The 19,015-nt window shown below is 64.5% G+C and carries 17 protein-coding genes; 6 read left to right on the forward strand and 11 right to left on the reverse strand.

Annotated elements, in window-relative coordinates:
- Positions 1-83: 83 nt before the first annotated feature.
- The 3 genes from IB263_RS30200 to IB263_RS30210 all read right to left on the reverse strand — a co-directional run bounded on the left by IB263_RS30200 (position 84) and on the right by IB263_RS30210 (position 3,171).
- A complete protein-coding gene (locus IB263_RS30200; RefSeq protein ID WP_060529152.1) occupies positions 84-1,589 on the reverse strand; it encodes a tripartite tricarboxylate transporter permease in 1,506 nt (501 codons plus the stop codon).
- A gap of 24 nt (positions 1,590-1,613) precedes the next feature.
- Positions 1,614-2,072, reverse strand: coding sequence for a tripartite tricarboxylate transporter TctB family protein (locus IB263_RS30205; protein WP_034790226.1), 459 nt, complete (start codon positions 2,070-2,072; stop codon positions 1,614-1,616).
- A 127-nt stretch (positions 2,073-2,199) separates the two neighbouring features.
- Positions 2,200-3,171, reverse strand: a complete 972-nt coding sequence (locus IB263_RS30210) for a tripartite tricarboxylate transporter substrate binding protein (protein ID WP_113504347.1) — start codon at positions 3,169-3,171, stop codon at positions 2,200-2,202.
- Between the two features lie 279 nt (positions 3,172-3,450).
- Between IB263_RS30210 and IB263_RS30215 the strand changes: the two genes are divergently transcribed.
- From IB263_RS30215 to IB263_RS30225, 3 genes are read left to right on the forward strand one after another with little or no spacing between them, the layout of a single operon-like run.
- Positions 3,451-4,125: a response regulator transcription factor gene (locus tag IB263_RS30215; RefSeq protein ID WP_192439419.1), complete on the forward strand. Its 675-nt coding sequence runs from the start codon at positions 3,451-3,453 to the stop codon at positions 4,123-4,125.
- Positions 4,112-5,497 carry a sensor histidine kinase gene (locus IB263_RS30220; RefSeq protein ID WP_192439420.1) on the forward strand — a complete coding sequence of 462 codons (1,386 nt, stop codon included), beginning with the start codon at positions 4,112-4,114 and terminating at the stop codon, positions 5,495-5,497. Before IB263_RS30215 ends, IB263_RS30220 begins: the two co-directional genes overlap by 14 nt.
- A gap of 2 nt (positions 5,498-5,499) precedes the next feature.
- A complete protein-coding gene (locus tag IB263_RS30225) occupies positions 5,500-6,600 on the forward strand; it encodes an ABC transporter substrate-binding protein (RefSeq protein ID WP_113504345.1) in 1,101 nt (366 codons plus the stop codon).
- Positions 6,601-6,645: 45 nt separating this feature from the next.
- On the opposite strand, the gene IB263_RS30230 is transcribed toward IB263_RS30225, so the two are convergent.
- From IB263_RS30230 to IB263_RS30245, 4 genes are all read right to left on the reverse strand, one after another.
- A complete protein-coding gene (locus IB263_RS30230) occupies positions 6,646-7,155 on the reverse strand; it encodes a DoxX family protein (protein ID WP_371814279.1) in 510 nt (169 codons plus the stop codon).
- A gap of 4 nt (positions 7,156-7,159) precedes the next feature.
- Entirely contained in the window at positions 7,160-7,936 is a 777-nt protein-coding gene (locus IB263_RS30235) for a DNA-binding domain-containing protein (RefSeq protein WP_192439421.1), read from the reverse strand.
- A gap of 13 nt (positions 7,937-7,949) precedes the next feature.
- Complete coding sequence (locus tag IB263_RS30240; protein WP_113504343.1) at positions 7,950-8,876, reverse strand: DUF692 domain-containing protein; 927 nt, start codon at positions 8,874-8,876, stop codon at positions 7,950-7,952.
- 126 nt (positions 8,877-9,002) lie between these two features.
- Entirely contained in the window at positions 9,003-9,326 is a 324-nt protein-coding gene (locus tag IB263_RS30245; protein WP_034790329.1) for a DUF2282 domain-containing protein, read from the reverse strand.
- A 208-nt stretch (positions 9,327-9,534) separates the two neighbouring features.
- Between IB263_RS30245 and IB263_RS30250 the strand changes: the two genes are divergently transcribed.
- Together IB263_RS30250 and IB263_RS30255 are read left to right on the forward strand one after the other, a co-directional pair.
- The gene (locus tag IB263_RS30250; RefSeq protein ID WP_060519968.1) at positions 9,535-10,071 is read left to right on the forward strand and encodes a sigma-70 family RNA polymerase sigma factor; all 537 of its coding nucleotides are present in this window, start codon (positions 9,535-9,537) and stop codon (positions 10,069-10,071) included.
- 2 nt (positions 10,072-10,073) lie between these two features.
- Complete coding sequence (locus IB263_RS30255) at positions 10,074-10,712, forward strand: NrsF family protein (protein ID WP_113504342.1); 639 nt, start codon at positions 10,074-10,076, stop codon at positions 10,710-10,712.
- A gap of 254 nt (positions 10,713-10,966) precedes the next feature.
- On the opposite strand, the gene IB263_RS30260 is transcribed toward IB263_RS30255, so the two are convergent.
- Positions 10,967-11,749 carry a DeoR/GlpR family DNA-binding transcription regulator gene (locus tag IB263_RS30260; RefSeq protein WP_371814280.1) on the reverse strand — a complete coding sequence of 261 codons (783 nt, stop codon included), beginning with the start codon at positions 11,747-11,749 and terminating at the stop codon, positions 10,967-10,969.
- 248 nt (positions 11,750-11,997) lie between these two features.
- On the opposite strand from IB263_RS30260, the gene IB263_RS30265 reads away from it, so the two are divergent.
- Complete coding sequence (locus tag IB263_RS30265; protein WP_113504340.1) at positions 11,998-15,297, forward strand: autotransporter domain-containing protein; 3,300 nt, start codon at positions 11,998-12,000, stop codon at positions 15,295-15,297.
- An 88-nt stretch (positions 15,298-15,385) separates the two neighbouring features.
- On the opposite strand, the gene IB263_RS30270 is transcribed toward IB263_RS30265, so the two are convergent.
- The 3 genes from IB263_RS30270 to IB263_RS30280 all read right to left on the reverse strand — a co-directional run bounded on the left by IB263_RS30270 (position 15,386) and on the right by IB263_RS30280 (position 18,961).
- On the reverse strand, positions 15,386-16,048 hold the full coding sequence (locus IB263_RS30270) for a histidine phosphatase family protein (protein WP_060529145.1): 663 nt from the start codon (positions 16,046-16,048) through the stop codon (positions 15,386-15,388).
- An 88-nt stretch (positions 16,049-16,136) separates the two neighbouring features.
- Positions 16,137-17,237: an ABC transporter ATP-binding protein gene (locus IB263_RS30275; RefSeq protein ID WP_113504339.1), complete on the reverse strand. Its 1,101-nt coding sequence runs from the start codon at positions 17,235-17,237 to the stop codon at positions 16,137-16,139.
- Between the two features lie 14 nt (positions 17,238-17,251).
- Positions 17,252-18,961 (reverse strand): iron ABC transporter permease, encoded by a 1,710-nt coding sequence (locus IB263_RS30280; protein ID WP_113553547.1) that lies wholly within the window; start codon positions 18,959-18,961, stop codon positions 17,252-17,254.
- Between the last annotated feature and the right edge of the window lie 54 nt (positions 18,962-19,015).

The following is a 19,015-nucleotide window of genomic DNA, read 5'->3' on the forward strand; positions in this document are numbered from 1 at the left end:
AATGCCGCTCAAAACGACGACAGCGGCGCGCCGCCATGGGCTCGCGCGCCGCTGTCCAAGCAGCCGACAGAGAGAGGGATCAGCTAGCTGGTGGCGGTCTTGACGACCTTCGTCCGCCTCCAGCCGGCGACGAGTGGCATCACGGCCATGGCGCCCGCCAGGATCCAGAGAATGATCGAGATCTTGCTCTGGAACAGGATCGAGATATCGCCGCCGCTGATCGCCAGCGCATTGCGCAGGTTCACCTCCATCACATGGCCGAGCACGAAACCGAGGATGATCGGCGCCATGTCGAAGCCGGCCTTTCGAAGCAGCCAGCCGATGATGCCGATGCCGAGCATCAGGAGGATCGAGAAAACCGAGGCGTGGGTGGAATAGACGCCGACAACCGACAGCACGAGGATGCCCGGAACCAGCAGCCAGTTCGGTACCGTCAAGACGCGGGCGAAGATGTTGACGAGCGGCAGGTTGAGGAGAAGCAAGAGTACGTTGCCGATGAAGAGCGATGCGACGAGACCGCCGACCACTTCCGGCCGCTCGGTAATCAGCATCGGACCCGGCTGGATGTTGTAGAGCATCAATGCGCCGAGCATGACGGCGGTCGTGCCGGAGCCGGGCACGCCGAGCGTCAGCATCGGTACGAAGGCGCCGCAGGCGGTGGCGTTGTTGGCAGCCTCAGGGGCAGTGAGACCTCGTACGTCGCCCTTGCCGAAGGTGCCTTCGCTGTCGGAGATGCGCTTCTCCGTGGTGTAGGAAACGGCGCTCGAAACCGATGCGCCGGTGCCCGGCAACACGCCAACGATGAAGCCGATGACCGAACCACGCAGCGTGGCACCGATCGATTTGCGGATATCGTCGAGGCGGGCGGTCATGCGGCCGAGTTCGCGGATGACCGTGACGCCGCTTGCCTGGTGTTCGAGGATCAGCAGCGCCTCGGATACCGAGAAGAGACCGATGACCAGCACGACGAATTCGATGCCGTCGCCGAGTTCCGGCTCGTTGAAGGTGAAGCGATAGGCGCCGGAGGTGGCGTCGAGCCCGACGGTCGCAAGCATCAGGCCGAGCGTGCAGCCGATCAGCGTCTTTACCGGCTGGCTACCGACCATGGAACCGAGGGTCGCGAAGGCGAACACCATCAGCACGAAGTATTCGGCCGGGCCGAAGCCGATGGCGAGGCCCGCAAGCAGCGGTGCGAACAGCGCCAGCCCGACGGCGCCGAAGACCCCGCCGACGAAGGAGGAGAGGCCGGAGAGCATCAACGCTTCGCCGGCGCGGCCCTGGCGGGCCATCGGGTTGCCGTCGAGCGCCGTCATGACCGCGCCGGCATCGCCCGGCACGTTCAGAAGGATCGAGGAAATGCGGCCGCCATATTCGGCCCCGCAATAGACGGCGGCGAGCAGGATCATGGTGCTTTCGGCCGGCAGGCCCATCGTATAGGCGATCGGGATCAGCAGCGCGATGCCGTTGATCGGCCCGATCGCCGGTAGCGCGCCGACCAGGGTGCCGATGAAGCAGCCTGCAAGACCGATGAGCAGGTTCTGCAGGGTGAGGGCGACGGTAAAACCGTTCCAGAGATAATCGAGATTCATTGAGATCACTCCATAACCGGCGGATCAGCCAAACAGCCGGCCGGCGGGCAGATAGACGTCGAGCAGGTAGGAAAAGACGAACCACCAGAGGGCGGCTTGCCCGACGCCGCCAATCAGCGCGAGACGCAGCGGCGCGCCGAAGATCCAGCCGACGCCGAAGGTCAGCAGGAAGATCGAGGCGGCGAAGCCGGCGGGCTCCAGAAGCAGTGCCGATGCAAGAAGCAGGAGCGGTACTGCAATGATCTTCACGAGAAGCCGCCCCTGCGGAAAGGCTTCGGTCGTTCCGGGGCTTTTCAGGTAGAAGAGGCAAAGCACCGCGAGGGTGATGGCGAGCAGCACCGGCACGACGCGTGGACCGAGCGGGTCCGAGGCGAAGGCATATTCGATCTGGCTGCCGCCGATGCCATAGGCAATCGCCAGCGCGAGCATCAAGAGCCCGCCGACCCTGCCGATGCGGGAGGATGAGGAAGTGGTGTCTGACATGGTTCTGTTCCAGATGTTTACGCCAGGGAACGGGTCTTCAATCCGGCCGGATGAGACGATCGGCAGGGAGCCCGTAAAGTGGTGGCAAACAAGCGGAGCGGGAGACTGTCCCGCTCCACCGTCCGGCTTACATGCCGGCTTCCTTGGCGATGATCTTGAAGCGTGCCACGTCCGCCTTGACCTGCTGGTCGAAGGCGTCGCCCACCTGGGTGTATTCGTAGAGGCCGCGCGCCTCGCGCTCCTTCACGAATTCCGGCGTTGCGGCGAGCTTGGTGAAGGCATCGGCCCACCATTTGTAGTCGGCGTCGGAGACGTCCTTGCCGACGTAGTAGCCGCGCCAGACCGGCCATTCGATGTCGACGCCCTGTTCCCTGGCGGTCGGCACTTTGGCGAGTTCGCCCGGCAGGCGATCGGGCGCCATGACCGCGAGCACGCGGACCTTGCCGGCCGCATGGTGCTTGGACATTTCCGCCGCATCGCCGGCACCGACCTTGACGTGGCCGCCTTCGAGCGCCGTCAGTACTGCGCCGCCGCCTTCAAGCGCGACGTAGCGCATCTGCTTCGGCTCCTGTCCCGCAGCCTTTGCCAAGAGCGAGCCCTTCATCCAGTCCTGCGAGCCGACAGCGCCGCCGCCGGCGACCGAGAAGTCGGTCGGGCTTGCCTTGTAGGCGGCGATCAGCTCGCCGAGGCTCTTGTAGGGGGAATCCGCGGCGACCACGAGCACGCCGTAGTCGGCGCCGAGCGCGCCGAGCCAGCGCACGGCGGTTTCGTCATATTGCCCGAACTTGCCCTGGGCGATCAGGAGCGCCGAGCCGGAGGAAGCAGCGGTGATCAGGTTGCTGTCGGCGCCGCGCTTGCCGATGACGTGGTTATAGGCAACCGCACCGACGCCGCCTTCCATGTAGGTAACGGCCATCGGCTTGCCGATGATCTTGGCTTCGAGCAGCGCATTGGCGGCAAGCCGGCAGGTCAGGTCGAAGCCGCCGCCGGGCTTGGCGCCGGCCAGGCACTCGGGCTTCGACGGCTCCGCACCGGCGGGCGATGCCACGGCGGCGAAAAAGCCGGCCGCCAGAAGGGTCTTCACAAAGGTTCGGGTCATGGTCTCTCTCCCATCCATGAGGTCTTCTTTCAAAGGCGCTATCGCGCGCCTGCCTCCACCGTGACATCCAGGATCCGGACGGCATCGACCCGCATCGACGGACCGCGTGGCGGCCGCCTGAAAATGCCTCGGCGATGATTGTCCTCCAGACCCTGGCCGCATCTCCCGTTGTCGCGATCAGGCAGTCCTCTTTCCTCCGCGAACCTGTCACCACGCTGTCACGAAAGCGGTCAGATCCGTCGGGTTGATCGGTGAAATCTTCCGTGTCACTGCTTGCCCATGCGCATCTTTCTGGTGGAGGACACGAGGGATGTCGGGGAGGCAATCAGCCGGCGACTGGAAAAGGTCGGGCACACCGTCGATTGGCAGACGGACGGTCAAGCCGCCGCCGACATACTCGAATTTACCGACTATGATCTCGTGATCCTCGACGTCATGTTGCCGGGGCTCGACGGGTTTGAGATCCTGCGCCATCTGCGCGCCCGGAAAAAGACGACGCCGGTGCTGGTACTGACGGCGCGTTCTGAAATCGAGGACCGGGTCGGCGCGCTGGACCTTGGCGCCGACGACTATCTCGTCAAGCCGTTCGATTTCCGCGAGCTCGAAGCGCGCACGCGCGTGCTCCTGCGCCGCCGCCAGGGCGACCCGACCAACCTCATCGAGTGCGGCGATCTGGTGCTCGATCGCAACAGCCGCTCGGTGCGGGTCGGCAACCGCGAGGTCCAGCTCAAGCGGCGCGAGATCACGCTTCTCGAAGTGCTGGCCGCCCGGCCGGGCCGGGTTTTCAGCAAGGACGAACTGCTCGATCGGCTCTTCGGTTTCGACGAAAACGTCAACCACAACGCCGTCGAACTCTATGTCGGAAGGCTGCGCAAGAAGATCGAGGGCTCGTCGGTACGCATCGTCACCATCCGCGGTCTCGGCTATCAACTGGTGGCCGATGAAGCGGCGTGAAACCTCGCTCTTCTGGCGGCTCGTGCTGCGCGTGGCGCTGGTGCTTTGTGGTGGTGCGACGCTGCTTTCCGCCGCCGCCTGGTACTATGCCCGCGCGGCCGCCGACGATGCCTATGACCGGCTGCTCCTCGGGGCGGCGATCCAGATCACCGCGAACATGACTGTGGATGCGGGCAATCTGGGTGTAACGCTTCCGTCGTCGGCCTTCGAGTTGCTTGGCCTTGCCGAGCGCGACCGCATTTTCTATCGCGTGGTTGGCCCCGACGGCCGAACCTTGACCGGCTACGACGATCTCGACACCGGCGTCGACGTCACCGCGGCGCGGGCCGGCCCGGTGTTCCTGACGACGGAATATCGCAACGTGCCGGTCCGCGTGGCCGTGGTCTCGCGGGCGCTTTCGGATCCGTCCTTTTCTGGCTGGGCCTATGTGGTCATGGCGCAGACGACCGAAGCGCGGCGCGGGCTTGCTGGGGAATTGACGACCCGCGCCATGATCCTCGTCGGCATCATGAGCCTGCTTGCGCTTGCCGGCACCGTGCTTGCCATCCGTTATTCACTGCTGCCCGTCGATGCCCTTGCCGCGACGCTGCGTGCCCGCGATCCGCAGGATCTGACCCCCGTCGAGGCCGAAATGCCCAGGGAGCTCAAGCCTTTCGTCGGGTCGATCAATCACTTCATGGGCCGCCTCGACGAGCGCGTCACCTTGCTTCAGCGCTTCATCGCCGATGCGGCGCATCAGATACGCACGCCGCTGACGGCCCTTTCGGCACAGGTCGACATGCTCGAAGACGACGACCTCGACGTCAACCGCAAGCGGCATCTCGGGCGCGTGCGGGACCGCGTCAGCCAGCTGGCGCGCCTCACCAACCAGTTGCTCAGCCATGCCATGGTCATCCACCGGTCCGATTCCGTGCGCTTCAAGCCCGTCGACCTTGGCGATATCGCCCGGAAGGCTTTCCGCTCGACGGTGCCGATTACAGTCGACCCGGACGTCGTCGTTTCCTTCGAGGACAGTGCCGAGCCGGTCTTCGTGCGCGGCGATGCGGTGAGCTTGCGTGAGGCGATAGCCAATATCATCGACAACGCGCTGCAGCATGGTGTCGAGCAACGGCTGGCCGTGCGCGTGAGGCGCGAGGATGACCGGGCCCTGGTGGAGGTCGCCGACGACGGTCCCGGCATTCCGCCAGCAGAATGGGCGGCGGTCACGACGCGGTTCGTCAGTTCCAAGACGGGAGAGGGAAGCATGGGGCTCGGCTTTGCAATCGCGGCGGAGGTGGCGGTGGCGCATCGCGGCACAGTTCGGTTTCTGGAGAAAGGCGCGCGCGACTTCACGGTCATTCTCGATGTTCCCCTTTATCGGGAGGGAACATGAGGATGTGGCGGCAACTTCGACCGATCGCACTTGTTGCGGTCCTTGGCTTTGCCAGCCCGGCCGGGGCGGTCGAGGGCACGCGGGCGTTCTTTCCGGCGCTCGAAGCCGAGCGCGGCCGGCTTGTCATCAACGGCGCGACCGACATCGAGGCGATGGAGCCGCTGATCCGCGATTTTCAGGAGACGGCGCGCGATGTCGCCATCGACTATACGGACTACGTGACCAACGATCTCTATCGGGACGCCGACATCGCCTGCCGATTGAAGCAGCCTTTCGGTGATCTCCTGCTGTCTTCATCCGTCGATCAGTTGGTGAAGCTTGCAAACGACGGCTGTGCGCTGGCGCATGTCTCGCCGGAAACCCGCGACGTGCCGGCCTGGGCGAACTGGCGTGACGAGGTCTTCGGCTTTACCTTCGAGCCCTCCGTCATGGTCTACCACAAGGATTTCGTGCCGCCGGAGGATGTGCCGCACACCCATGGAGAGCTCACCGACCTGCTGCGCTTCAAGCCGGACTATTATCGCGGCCGCATCGGCACCTACGACCTGCGCCAGTCCGGCATCGGCTATCTGCTCGCCTTCCTCGATGCCCAGCAAGCCTCGACGACCTACGGCCGTCTGCTCGAAAGCCTCAGCCGCGCCGAAGCCGTGCTGCGCTGCTGCAACAATGCGGTGTTGTCTGAACTCGACAGCGGTAACGTCTATATCGGCTACAACATCCTCGGCTCCTACGCCTATGCCGCGGCGCGACGTAACGGCAAGCTCAGGATCGTGCTGCCGCGCGACTACACGCTGATCCTCAGCCGCGGCGCCCTGGTTCCGACGGGCGCCAAGCACCCCGAGCTTGCCGGTCGCTTCCTCGATTATCTGCTGTCCGAACGAGGACAGGACGTGGCACGGGAGAAAGCGTTTTTCTTCTCGCGGAGCGGCGCACTGCCGGCCGAGGTCGACGGACCCGAAAAACTGGTGGAGTCCGGGATCGGCCGGCCGATCCGGATCGGCCCGGCCTTGCTTGCCGCGCAGGACCGGCTGCAGCGCTCCCGGTTCATTGACGACTGGACCAAGCTGATCGTCGATACCCCGGTTCGGCTGCGCCCGAATTGAAGGGCGCTGCCTGCGGTCAAAGCAGGCGCCGGGATCGCGCGCGGCCTATCGCTCGCCCTTGCGCCAGGCGCACAATGCGTGGTCGAGCGACAGCCTCCCGGGACCGGAGGCCATCAGCGCGAGCGCCATGGCAGCCCAGGTAATGTGGATGGGCCAGCCGTCCGGTACGGTCAGCTGCACGACAATTGTCATGACCAGCAGCCCGAGGGCGGCAAAACGCGTTCCCAGGCCAAAGACAAGCAAGATGGGAAGAGTGATTTCCGCCGAACCGGCGGCAAAGGCCGTCACGGCGGGAGCCGGATAGGGATAGGGGCCGCCGGGTAGATGCAGCCGGAATTCCGAGCTGAACAGCAGGACCGCCACGTCGTTCAATTGCAGGAACCCGTCCCACTTGCTCATGCCTGACCGAAAGAAGGGAACGGCAAGGCCGAAGCGCAGGACAAGCTGGGAGAGCCAGAGCGGCGCGAGCGCGCCGACGGCTCGGTTCGCCCGACGGGTCCATTGCGACAGATCGGCTGTGTGGCCGTTTTGCGAAAATCTGGATGCGGACATCATGGTTTCATCCTCCGTGATGAGTTGCCGTAAAGGCCCCCGCTTCGAGCGCGGTGGCGATTGCGGCTGCGAGATCAAGCGTGGGGCATTGCGTGGCAGCATCCGCAGCAGCCGCGGCGAGGGGGATGCCTGCCAGCAGCCGCGAAAGCAGAAGATCGGCGCCGGGCGCGAGGCGGCGAACGATGACCTCCAGGTCAGGGCGGGTGATCAGCGCGCTCTCCGCATCAGCCGTTTCGATTCGTCCGACCGGCCCGCTCTCGCGGTTGACGGCAAAGATCGTGACGGCCGGATAATCGGAACGGACAAGCCTGGTCGCCGGATGCGGATCGAAGACGAGGCCGCCGAGCTGCTCGGGCGCAATCAGGGAAAGTGCAGAAGGCGGAAGCGCCGGGGCGTCGGCGGCGTGATAGGCGTCGAGCCAGGCCCGTTCGATCCTTGCTACATCGGCAAGCCATGGCATGGATTGGGCATACTCGTAGCAGGCAATGAAACCCGGAAAGTCGCGGCCATATTCGAAGAGCAGCGGCGAGACTGGCGGTGTTTCGCGCACGTGAAAGCGGGCCATGGCGCGAAAGAAGGCCTCACCGGTAATGCGCTCGGTCGCCGGGAAGGTCGCCGCCAGCGCTTCGATCAGGCTGACGGTGACGTTGTTGCGGTAGACATTGAAGCGCTTCACCGCCGCCTTGCCGTTCGAGCCGGCGACCAGAGCCGGCGTCGGCCGGTCAGGTGCGAGCAGCGGCGGCACGAAACCGGCGGCATAATTGCCGATGCGGTTAAGAGGCATGGGGAGCAACCCGTCAGGCGCGGACACGGATCTTCTCCCGCGATATCCGCTGCCCGTAGGCATCGAGGATCGTCTGCGCCGCCGTGGCCTCGCGTTTCAAGACCGGCCAATCCGGAATGGCGCTGTCCCACTCGATCAGCGTCGGGATGGCGCCGACGCGGGCGATGACGATGTCGTAGAGTTTCCAGACGGCGTCGGCAACCGGCCCGTCATGGCTGTCTATCAGGAGCAGGTCGCCCTCGTCGTCTTGCTGCTCCGCATGCCCGGCAAGGTGGATTTCTCCGACATGTTCCAGCGGAAAGTCGCTGAGATAGGCGAGCGCCGAATAGTTCTGGTTGGTGGCGGAAACGAAGACATTGTTGATGTCGAGCAGCAACCCGCAGCCGGTGCGCTTCACCAGTTCTCGGATGAATACCGTTTCGCTCATCGTCGAATCCTGGAAGGTGACGTAGGTCGACGGGTTTTCGAGCAGCAGCCGGCGGCCGATCGCGTCCTGGACCTCGTCGATATGATCGGATACGCGGGCAACGGTGGCCTCGGTGTAGGGCAGCGGCAAGAGATCGTTGTAGAAGGTGGTCTCGTGGGTCGACCAGGCGAGATGCTCGGAGACGAGGGCCGGTTCATAGCGGTCGACCAGTGCCTTGAACCGCCCCAGGTGCGCCTTGTCGAGCGGCTGTGGGCCGCCGATCGACATGCAGACACCATGCAGAGACACCGGAAAATCCTGGCGAATGCGGGCGAGCGCCGCATGCGGCGGTCCGCCGGCACCCATGTAGTTCTCCGCATGAATTTCGAAGAAGCCGCCGCAGGCATCATCGGCAAGGATCGCCTGGAGGTGCTGATGCTTGAAGCTCGTTCCGGCGAGCCCGGCGATTTCGTGTTTCGGCAGGTGAGGACCTACCGGGGCAAGTCTGCTGCCGTCGTCCGTTGATGTGCGCATTGCCAATCCCGTCATAATCCTGAGACCCTGGATGGCGGGTGGGAACGTCCCTGGACCGCTACCCCTTGAAAACCGAGGCGGAACGGGACGCGATTGCCCCGCGTCCCGTTCCTGAATTGCGATCAATCAGGACGGCATGTCGCGGGAAAGCGCCTCGGGCGAACCCATGCGGCCGTCGGGCAGCTTCATCGTCGTGCAGGTGCCGCCGTCGACGAATTTCCAGGCATTGCCCTGATAGTCGACGGTGGATGTTGCCTGGCACGTCGTGCCCGGGCCGGCGGCGCAATCGTTCTGGCCCTTGAGCGCAACGCCGAAGCATTTCTCCTTGCCGGCATCCATGGCGGACTTGACCTGCGCTTCAGTCAGCGGGCTCGCAACCGCGAGCGACGACAGGGCGGCGGCGACCGCGCTTGCCAGCATTGCGCTGCTGATCGTGGACTTCATGGACATCATATTATCTCCGTGTTGAACTGTTCCCGTGCGTCCTGTCTGAGGCGCACATCGGGTCTTTCGCCGCGGCGACACCGGGCGTTACATAACGTTGGCAACACGCTTTCGTGATGGGCTCGCGAGGTCGGTCTGAGCAGACAGCGGCCGCGAATTTGAGATAGCCGTGTAACAAACGCCGGGAATCGGCGAATGGGGAGGAAAGGCGCGGGTGAGCGGCGCGGACGACGAACATCTCGCAAGACTTCTCCGCGCGGCCGTGGCCGGCGACGAAAAAGCCTATGCCGACTTCCTGCGGGACGCAGCGCAGGCGATCCGTGGCTGGGCCCGACGTTGGACCATCGGCGGAGGCGTCGATGCCGAGGACGTCGTGCAGGAGGCGCTGCTGGCAGCGCACGTCAAGCGCCACACCTGGCGGGAGGATGCGCCGGTCATACCGTGGCTGCATGCCATTGCCAGGCACAAATACGTCGATGCCGTGCGTCGTCAGGCTCGCCGCCCGACGGTCGGCATCGAGGGGCTTGAAGACACGCTGGCAAGCGTGGAGACGGAGAAGGCCAGGGATTGGGAAATCGGCCGGGCGCTGGAAGGGCTGGCACCTGGGCAGCGCTCAGTGGTCAACGCGATTTCGATCGAGGGTTTCACGGTGGCTGAGACGGCGCAGAAACTGGACATGAATGAAACGGCGGTTCGGGTGGCGCTTCACCGAGGCCTTGCTGCAATCGCCCGCCGATTTGGACGAAACTGACCATGGACACGAACGACCTCATCAAGGCTCTCGCAGCCGACAATCGGCGACCCGGCCTGCCGATGAACACCGTATGGTCCGGCGTCGCCATCGGCGCACTCGTCCTTGCCGGTGTCGTGTTCTCGATCCTGCTCGGGCCGCGGCCGGATATCGCCGCTGCCGCCGAGACGGTGCGGTTCCTGTTCAAATTCGTGGTCACGATAGCGCTCGCCGCGGCCGCTTTTGCGGCCATGCGCGTTGCCGCATGGCCCGATGCGGATCCGCGCAAGCTCGTGCCCTACCTTGCCGTCGCGCCGGCGCTCGTTGCCGGCGGGGTGTTGCTCGAGCTTCTTGCGGTGCCATCCGATACCTGGACGACGAAACTCGTCGGAACCAACTATCTCGTCTGCATGACCTTCATTCCACTGATCGGCCTTGCGCCCTTGGCGCTGTTCCTTCTCGCACTGCGCCATGGTGCGCCGGCGCGCCCCGGCTTTGCCGGCGCCCTGGCAGGGCTCGCGGCCGGCGGCATCGCCGCGACCTTCTACGCGGCCCACTGCCCGGACGATTCACCGCTTTTCGTCGCGACCTGGTACACGATCGCGGTCCTCATGCTGACGGTGCTTGGGGCGTTGGGCGGCCGCTGGGCGGTTCGCTGGTAGGGCCGGCCATATGAGCCTTTGCCGGCGTTCAAAACAAAAAAGGCCGGCAATGCCGACCTTTTCCCGCTCGCTGCGTCACACTGCCAGTACATCCGTGGTCAGCGTTTGCGCGCGAACTACGCCCGGAGCCTTCGGTTGATCATGTCCGTCAGGCTCCACGGGCAATTTCTTGATGCCTATGTGTGGTGCCGCACCAAAGGTTTCAAGCCCCTGGCAAGAGATCGCCGCGGGCTTCCATCGCTTCGGCCCTTGCACTAGCAATGAATGCTGACGCCGTGTTGGCGCAGTAGGGAGACGAGACGCTCCTCCGGCAATTCATTGGTTACCAGCGCATCGATATCGGCAAGCGAAGCCAGGCGCACCAGCGCACGCCGGCCAAACTTGCTGCTGTCAACGGCGAGGATCACCCGCTCGGCCTGGCGCATCGCGGCCGAGACGGCGGCGACTTCGGCATGGTCGTCGTCGCCGATATCGCCGTCCTGATCGATGCCGCTGACCGAGATGATGGCGACGTCGAATTTGAACTTGCGGATATAGTCGGCGGTCTCCTCGCGAAACACGCCGGCATCCACTTGCCGCACGAAGCCGCCAGGCACCGCGACGGCAAAGCTGCTGCTTTCGCTGAGCGTGGTTGCGACGCGCAGACTGTAGGTGACGACACGAAGATCGCGGCGCTTGAGCAGTCCGCGCGCCACCGCTTCGCAGGTCGTGCCGGTGTCGAGGAAGACGGCAGCGCCGTCGGCAACAAGCTCGGCGGTCAGTTGCCCGATGCGTTCCTTCACCTCCGCGTTGTCGATGCGCCGCTGGCGGTAGATGTTGGGATCAACCGGAGTCGCAATGGTCGCGCCGCCGTGCAGGCGCCGCACCTTGCCCTCCTGTTCGAGCGCCATGATATCGCGCCGTGCCGTCTGGGTGGTGACGCCGAACAGGCCGGTGATCTCCTCGATCGAGATATAGTGGTTCTTCTCGAGGTGGCTGAGAAGCTGCGCCTGCCGGCGCGTCTTCTTGTCCCCATCCGAAATATCCCGATCGTCCATCACCCTCATCCTGATTGCCCCTCAGCACGCTTTGCTACCATAGGGCCGACGCCGATCTCCAAGGAAATCAGCGCAGCACCTATGGGCCGCGCGAAATTTTATGGCGCCCCATGAAATGTTGTAAAACTGACATTTGACTCGCTTAATGTCCGTAATCGTACATTTCAGTGAACTCTTCCGCACATCAATACCATCGCCATGAAGGTCTTGTGACGGAGCGTGTTCGCATCGCGACATTGGAGCAAGATATGAGACAACGTGGACATCACCTCCGCGGGGTGCGGGCTTTTGCGCGCCTCACGCAACCGTTGCGCCTGGCGACGGCGATCCTTCTGTGCGGAACGAGCCTGACGCTCTCGGCGGCCGAGGCGCGCGCCGCCGACGACAGCATGAAGATCCTGACGCTCAACACCTGGCTGGACCGCTTCAAGGCCAACCCGAGCGTGATGTCGGACTTCTTCATCAAGGGGAACTACGACATCCTGACCTTCCAGGAGTTCCGCGCCAACAGCACCTACGCACGCGACATTCCCGGCATCCTGAAGAATGCGGGCCTTGGCACCTACGCGACGCGCCAGGACAGCGATACCGGCGTGTTCTCGCGTCTCCCCGGCACCTTCGGCGCCAGCACGCTCGGCGACATCGTGACCTACACGGTGGTCGACCCTACCGTCAGCAAGCCGCAGGTGGTCGTCGGCACCACGCACCTCAACTATTACGACCCGCCGACGACCCGCATCAACGAAGCCAAGGGCATCAATCAATGGGCCAAGTCCGAGACGCGGCCCATCATCCTCACCGGCGACTTCAACGCCGGCGACGTCTCGGAGCGCGGCCTGCATTCTGTCAGCCAGCAGGAATTGCTGCTGAAAACCTACGTCAAGAACCCGACCAACAGCTTCTACATGAGCCTGCTGCGCGACTATGCAAAAGACCAGCAGAAGCTGGACGCCTATATCGCCGATTGGAAGGGCAAGGGTGCTTCGGCGATCAACGCCTCGACGGTTCCCTCTGGCCTCTTTGCCGACGAGATGTATCCGGTTGCCGGCAACCTGCCGCAGACGATGAACATCCTGAAGAAGCAGTTCCAGATCTTGCAGCTTCCAAACGAGCGCGAGCAGTTCTCGCCGCATGGCTTGAACGACGGCAGTGTCACCTGGCCGTCGCACGGCGAAGACGCCACCAACACCTGGGCAAGCTGGCACCGGGTCAAGATCGATCACTTCTTGGCGTCGCGTCCCTTCGGCAAGTGGTGGACGCTGGCCGACGATCCGAAGGATCCCTATTCGGGCGTCATCACCGACGTCAGCTACGTGACCAATCCGGATGGATCGAAGACGCCGCTTTCGGACCACGAGCCGGTCGCCCACACGGTGCGCTGGGTCGGTCCGGTGCTGCAGAACTACACGGATCCGGCGACAGCGACGGCCAGGACCCGGATCGTCTGGGGCGATGAGGCATCGACCTTCGCCGAGAAGGGCAAGGTCTTCAACCTTAGCCGCAACAACATGCGCAACGACGTCTATCTCGGCCAGATCGCCGACGAGAACGGCCTGCCAATTCTGGCCGGTCTGACCGACCAGGAGAAGAAGACGCTGCTTGATTGCAAGAGCAGCGATCCGCGCTTCCAGCAGGCGATCCGCGACTATTGCATCGACGATCATTCGTTCATCGGCGAAACGCTGGTGACCGACGGAGGTACCGTTGTGGTCGAAGAGGACGCTGCGCTTGGCAGCGCAGCAGCGAAGCTGAGGCTCGATGGCGGGGCCCTCAGGATCGCCGGTCGCGACATGCATCAGATCAACCGCGATATCGTTCTCGAAGGTGCCGGTGGCGCGCTCGACGTGGCGGACGCCGCCAACGTGGTTGCCATCAACAAGGCGATCAGCGGCAGCGGCGGTCTCACCAAGCTCGGCGCCGGCGCACTCGTGCTTAACGGCCAGAACACCTATACCGGCGCGACCGTGGTCAAGTCCGGCCTGCTTTCGGTGCAAGGGTCGATCGCCTCGTCATCGGGCCTGACCATCGAAAAGGACGGCGCCATCGGCGGCATCGGGACGTTCGGCAGCATCACGATTGCCGACGGCGGCGTGATTGCCCCCGGCAATTCGATCGGCACGCTCAACGTTGCCGGAGATATCAATTTTGCAGCGGGCTCGACCTATGAGGTCGAGGCCAACGACAAGGGCGAGAGCGACAAGATCGTCGCGTCAGGCAAGGCGACGCTCAACGGCGGCTCTGTCCTGGCGCTCGCAGCCAATGGCAGCTATGCGCCGCAGACCAACTACACGATCCTGACGGCGGCCGGCGGCGTGACCGGTACCTTTGCCGACGTCGCATCGAGCCTCGTCTTCCTCGATCCGACGCTCGGCTACGACGCCAACAACGTGACGCTGACACTCAGCCGCAACGACATCCGCTTCGCGGATGTCGCGGAAACCGCCAACCAGCGGGCAACGGCGATCGCCGCTGAAAGCCTCGGCTTCTCCAATGCAGCCTATTCGGCGCTCACCAACCACGACCGCGCGCAGGCGCGTTTTGCCTTCGACCAGCTCTCGGGTGAAATCCATGCCTCGACCAAGGGTATGCTGCTGCAGGACGGCCTGCTCCTGAACGCTGCAGCCACCAACCGCATCCGCGCGGCTTTCGGCGATGACAGCACCAAGGCGACGCCAGTGCTCGCCTATGGCGAAGGCGGCATTGAAAGCGTTGCGGCCGATACGGACCGCTTCGCCTTCTGGAGCCAGGCCTTCGGCATCTGGGGCGATACGGATGGCAACGGCAATGCGGCGGGCTTCCAGCGTAACGTCGGCGGCTTTCTCATGGGCGCCGATGGCCTCGTCGGCGACAACTGGCGCGCCGGTCTCTTCGGCGGCTACAGCCGCTCGTCCTTCGATGTGGTCGACCGTCATTCCTCCGGGGACAGCGACAACTACCACATCGGTGCCTATGCCGGGACCGGGCTTGGCGCGCTGTCGCTGACGGCGGGTGCGACCTATAGCTGGCATCGCATCGAAACGACGCGCAGCGTGTCCTTCGGCGGTTTCGACGACAGCCTGTCGGCGACCTATGACGCCCGCACCGCCCAGATCTTCGGCGAGGCGAGCTATGCCGCGAGTGCCGGTCGCTTCGATTTCGAAGGCTTCGCCAATCTCGCCTATCTCAACCTCGACACGGACGGTTTCCGTGAAAAGGGCGGGGCAGCGGCGCTCTCCGGCCGCTCGAACAACAACGACACGACCTTCACGACGATTGGCGTGCGCACCTCGACCGACGTTTCTTTCGGCGAAACGGCGGCGGTTCTGAGCGGCACCGTCGGCTGGCGCCATGCCTTCGGCGATGCCGTGCCGACCTCCACGCTTGCCTTTGCCGGCGGCCAGGGCTTTACCGTCGGCGGTGCGCCGATTGCCCGGGATGCGGCACTCGTCGAAGCGGGCATCGACTTCAAGATCGCTCCGGCCGCGACCTTCGGCGTCAACTACACCGGCCAGATCGCCTCAGGCGTTTCCGACCACGGCGTCAACGCCAAGCTGAAGGTGAGTTTCTGAGGCGGCAACACATCGCTCTGAACATCGAACGCCGCGCATGGTTTTCATGCGCGGCGTTTCTTCGGGTTGGTTGCGGCGGCCTTGTCGATCAGATCCAGACGGTCCTTCCTGCGCCATCGCAGCCAAGGGCGCGCAGGATGTTGAGGGGCACGTCGAGCATGGTCTCGCGACCTGCGGTCAGAAGGAACGAGGCGGTCTGCGGCTCGCGATAGGCAAGAATCTCGTCGCGCGAGGCGGCGGTGTAGATGCCGCGCAGGGCCCTGAGGCAACCGCTATGGGTGACGACGACATGGCGGCGGCCGCGGTCGAGCGTGTCGAGCCAGGCCTGAAGGCGCGCTGAAAGCGCAGTCCGGCTTTCGCCGCCCGGCATCGAATAGTCGAACGGGTCGGCGCTGTGCGCATCGTACTGATCGGCAAGATCGCGCTCGATCTCGTCATGGGCCAGCCCCTCCCAGGCGCCATAGGAGCGTTCGGCAAGGGCAGCCGCCTCGGCAAAACGATCGAAGGGGATCGACCAGGTGTCGGCGAGGATCGATGCGGTCTGGCGGGCGCGGCCGAGCGGGCTCACCCAGAAGGTCAGGTTCTTTTCCTCGTCGGCGATCCGTTCGGCAAGGCGCAGGCCGACGGCGAGTGCCTGGCGCACGCCATTGGCGGTCAGCGGCGTGTCCTTGCGGCCCTGCAGGCGGCCGGCGACGTTCCATTGGGTTTCGCCGTGGCGGATAAGGATGAGGCTTGGAAGATCTCTTTTCATGCGGAACTCGGGTGTCAGCGATCTGGCGCTGCTTGAAATGGGGAAGCTCGCGCCCGCCGGCGAGACCGGCGGACGCGCGTCGTATGCTCTAGTGGGCGAGCCATTGCGCCGACGACGGCTTGAGGCCGAGCGTCGTCGTCGCGCCGGGTTCGAGAAGCGCGTCGCCGGAATGGAACGGCGCGTCGATCAGCACCGTCGCCGCCCCAATCCTGACACCGTAGCGCACGGTCGCGCCGAGGAATTCGCGATGCGCAATGATGCCTTCGAGCGCGACGGCGCCCGGCTCGAGGCTGCCGATCGTCGCATATTGCGGCCGGAAGACGAGTTTGGCGCCTGCTGGCACATCGGTGCCCGCCGGGATCGGGATGGAGCCGCCGCCAACCACCTCGAAGTTCCTGCTGGCACCGCTGCCTGCCACCTTGCCGTCGAGGATATTGGCGGTGCCAAGGAAGTTGGCGACGAACAGATTGGCTGGCTTCTCATAGAGCCCCATCGGCGTTCCCACCTGCTGGATGCTGCCCTCGTTGAAGACGGCGATCCGGTCGCAGACCGTGTTGGCCTCTTCCTGGTCGTGGGTGACGAAGATGGTTGTCAGCTGCAGCCGCTGCTGCAGCTCGCGCAGTTCGCGCCGGACTTCGACGCGCATCTTGGCGTCGAGGTTGGACAGGGGCTCGTCGAGCAACAGCACCTTCGGCTCGATGGCGATGGTGCGGGCGAGCGCCACGCGCTGCTGCTGGCCGCCGGAAAGCTGCGACGGGCGGCGATCAGCGAGGTGCTTGAGGCCGACGAGGTCCAGCGCCGCCTTGACCCGACGGTCGACCTCGGCGCGTGGCAGGCGCCGTTCTTCAAGGCCGAAGGCGACATTGGCGGCGACGGTCATGTGCGGCCAGAGCGCGTAGGACTGGAACACCATGCCGATGTCGCGCTTCCATGCGGGCATGTCGAGCACGTCCTGTCCGCCGATCACGACCTTGCCCTGACGGGCGTTGTTGAAGCCGGCGATCAGCCGCAAAAGCGTGGTCTTGCCGCAGCCGGACGGGCCGAGAAAGGCGAAGAATTCCCCCGGCTGTATTTCGAGATTGATGTTCTTCAGGACGTGCAGCGCGCCGTAGTAGAGATTGACGTCACTGATGCTGATCGCCTTGGCGGGGCCGGCGGCGAGTGCGGCGCTGTTGTTGTTCACTGTCATTGTTTCCTCCCGAATTATTTTGCCGTCCCGAGCGCCTTCTGGCGGCGCTCGATGACGTAGTGGGACAGGAGCGTGCAGAGCGCGACCATGATCACGGCGATGACGCCGAGGGCCGCACCCGGACCGCGACCGGCCGGCGATTGCATGAAGACGTAGAGCCCGTAGGCGATCGGCGCGTCCGAGTTGCTCTGGATCAGCATCAGCGTTGCCGAGAGCTCGACGGCGGCCGTCGAGAAGCTGGTGACGAAGCCGGCAAGCAGGCCGGCGGTCATCAGCGGCAAGACGATGCGGCGGATGGTCCGCTGCTTGGTGGCGCCGAGGTTTTCAGCGGCTTCTTCAAGCGATTCCGACACCTGTTGCAGGGCGGCGTAGCAGGCGCGCAGCGCATAGGGCAGGCGGCGGATGGCAAGCGCCAAAACCACCATGACCCAGAGCGTTGCAAGCGGTGTACCGTCGGGCAGCGTGATGCCGTAGAAGGTCCGGAGATAGCCGATGCCGAGCACGACGCCGGGGATCGCGAGCGCTGCAGTGGCCGCCCAGTCGAGCCAGCGACGGCCGACGACCTTGGTGCGCAGCACCAGATAGGCGATGGCGCCGCCGATGACGACGTCGATCAGGCCGGCAAGGCTGGCGTAGATCAGCGTGTTCTTGATGTAGAGCGAGCTTTCGCCGAAGACGCGGCCGTAATGCGCAACGGTATAGGCGTCCGGCAGCGGGCTGAACGACCAGACGGTTGCGAAGGACAGCAGCAGCAGGCCGATGTGTGGCGAGAGCACCAGGAGAAGGATCAGAGCGACGACGCCATAGGCGATGACGCTTTCGCCGCGGCTGAGCTTGCGCCTGGAAAGGCCGCCGCCGCCTCGCTGCACGGTCGAATAGTCCTTGCCGCGCATGGCGACCGCCGAAAGCCACATGGCGAAGATCGAGACCGCGATGAGGATGACCGAGATGACGTAGCCCATCGGGTCGGTGAGGCCGACGGAGGTGACGCGGAGATAGGCCTGCGGCGCCAGCATGTCCTTGACGTTGAGGAGCAGCGGTGTCGCCAGATCGTCGAAGACCTTGACGAAGACGAGCGACGCGCCGGCGAGATAGCCGGGCATGGCAAGCGGAAAGACGATGCGGCGGAAGAGGCGAAAGCCGGAGGAGCCGAGGTTCTGGGCAGCTTCCTCCATCGACCGGTCGATATTGCGCAGGCTGGTCGACAGGTTGATCAGGATGAAGGGGAAATAGTGCAGCGACTGCACGAAAATGACGCCGTTCAGCCCCTCCATGAAGGGGATGCGGATGCCGAACCAGTCGTTCAAGAGCAGGTTCACCGTGCCGTTGCGGCCGAAGAGAAGCTGCATCGCCACCGCGCCGACGAAGGGCGGCATGATCAGGGGCACGAAGCCGAGCGTCTGGATGATGAGCGAGCCGCGGAAATCGAAGCGGGTCGTGAGCACCGCGAGCGGCAGCGCAATGGCACTCGCCCAGACGACCGACATGCCGGACACATAGACCGAATTGAAGAAGGACCGGCGGAAGAGGTCGGTGTTGAAGAAGTCGATGAAGTTGACGATGGTCAGCGCACCGGTGCCCTTCTCGGTGAAGGCGGTGTAGATGACCGTGCCGGCGGGGATGACCAGGAAGATCGCCAGGAATAGGGCGATCACCGAGACCGCCAGGATCTGGCCTGGTTTGGCCACGGCGGGCCTGATGGGAACGGAAGCGACGAGCGCCATGGGGCAGACTCCGGAATGAGTTCGGCCAACCGGGCGCGCGCAAGGCGCGCCAGG

Origin of the sequence: Ensifer sp. ENS03 (assembly GCF_014852035.1) — a bacterium.
Taxonomy (GTDB): domain Bacteria; phylum Pseudomonadota; class Alphaproteobacteria; order Rhizobiales; family Rhizobiaceae; genus Ensifer; species Ensifer adhaerens.

What these genes read in the sequence shown, in the direction of transcription:
- IB263_RS30200 (WP_060529152.1), bottom strand. Translation starts at nt 1,589, where the DNA reads ATGAATCTCGATTATCTCTGGAACGGTTTTACCGTCGCCCTCACCCTG.
- IB263_RS30205 (WP_034790226.1), bottom strand. Translation starts at nt 2,072, where the DNA reads ATGTCAGACACCACTTCCTCATCCTCCCGCATCGGCAGGGTCGGCGGG.
- IB263_RS30210 (WP_113504347.1), bottom strand. Translation starts at nt 3,171, where the DNA reads ATGACCCGAACCTTTGTGAAGACCCTTCTGGCGGCCGGCTTTTTCGCC.
- IB263_RS30215 (WP_192439419.1), top strand. Translation starts at nt 3,451, where the DNA reads ATGCGCATCTTTCTGGTGGAGGACACGAGGGATGTCGGGGAGGCAATC.
- IB263_RS30220 (WP_192439420.1), top strand. Translation starts at nt 4,112, where the DNA reads ATGAAGCGGCGTGAAACCTCGCTCTTCTGGCGGCTCGTGCTGCGCGTG.
- IB263_RS30225 (WP_113504345.1), top strand. Translation starts at nt 5,500, where the DNA reads ATGTGGCGGCAACTTCGACCGATCGCACTTGTTGCGGTCCTTGGCTTT.
- IB263_RS30230 (WP_371814279.1), bottom strand. Translation starts at nt 7,155, where the DNA reads ATGATGTCCGCATCCAGATTTTCGCAAAACGGCCACACAGCCGATCTG.
- IB263_RS30235 (WP_192439421.1), bottom strand. Translation starts at nt 7,936, where the DNA reads ATGCCTCTTAACCGCATCGGCAATTATGCCGCCGGTTTCGTGCCGCCG.
- IB263_RS30240 (WP_113504343.1), bottom strand. Translation starts at nt 8,876, where the DNA reads ATGCGCACATCAACGGACGACGGCAGCAGACTTGCCCCGGTAGGTCCT.
- IB263_RS30245 (WP_034790329.1), bottom strand. Translation starts at nt 9,326, where the DNA reads ATGTCCATGAAGTCCACGATCAGCAGCGCAATGCTGGCAAGCGCGGTC.
- IB263_RS30255 (WP_113504342.1), top strand. Translation starts at nt 10,074, where the DNA reads ATGGACACGAACGACCTCATCAAGGCTCTCGCAGCCGACAATCGGCGA.
- IB263_RS30260 (WP_371814280.1), bottom strand. Translation starts at nt 11,749, where the DNA reads ATGGACGATCGGGATATTTCGGATGGGGACAAGAAGACGCGCCGGCAG.
- IB263_RS30265 (WP_113504340.1), top strand. Translation starts at nt 11,998, where the DNA reads ATGAGACAACGTGGACATCACCTCCGCGGGGTGCGGGCTTTTGCGCGC.
- IB263_RS30270 (WP_060529145.1), bottom strand. Translation starts at nt 16,048, where the DNA reads ATGAAAAGAGATCTTCCAAGCCTCATCCTTATCCGCCACGGCGAAACC.
- IB263_RS30275 (WP_113504339.1), bottom strand. Translation starts at nt 17,237, where the DNA reads ATGACAGTGAACAACAACAGCGCCGCACTCGCCGCCGGCCCCGCCAAG.
- IB263_RS30280 (WP_113553547.1), bottom strand. Translation starts at nt 18,961, where the DNA reads ATGGCGCTCGTCGCTTCCGTTCCCATCAGGCCCGCCGTGGCCAAACCA.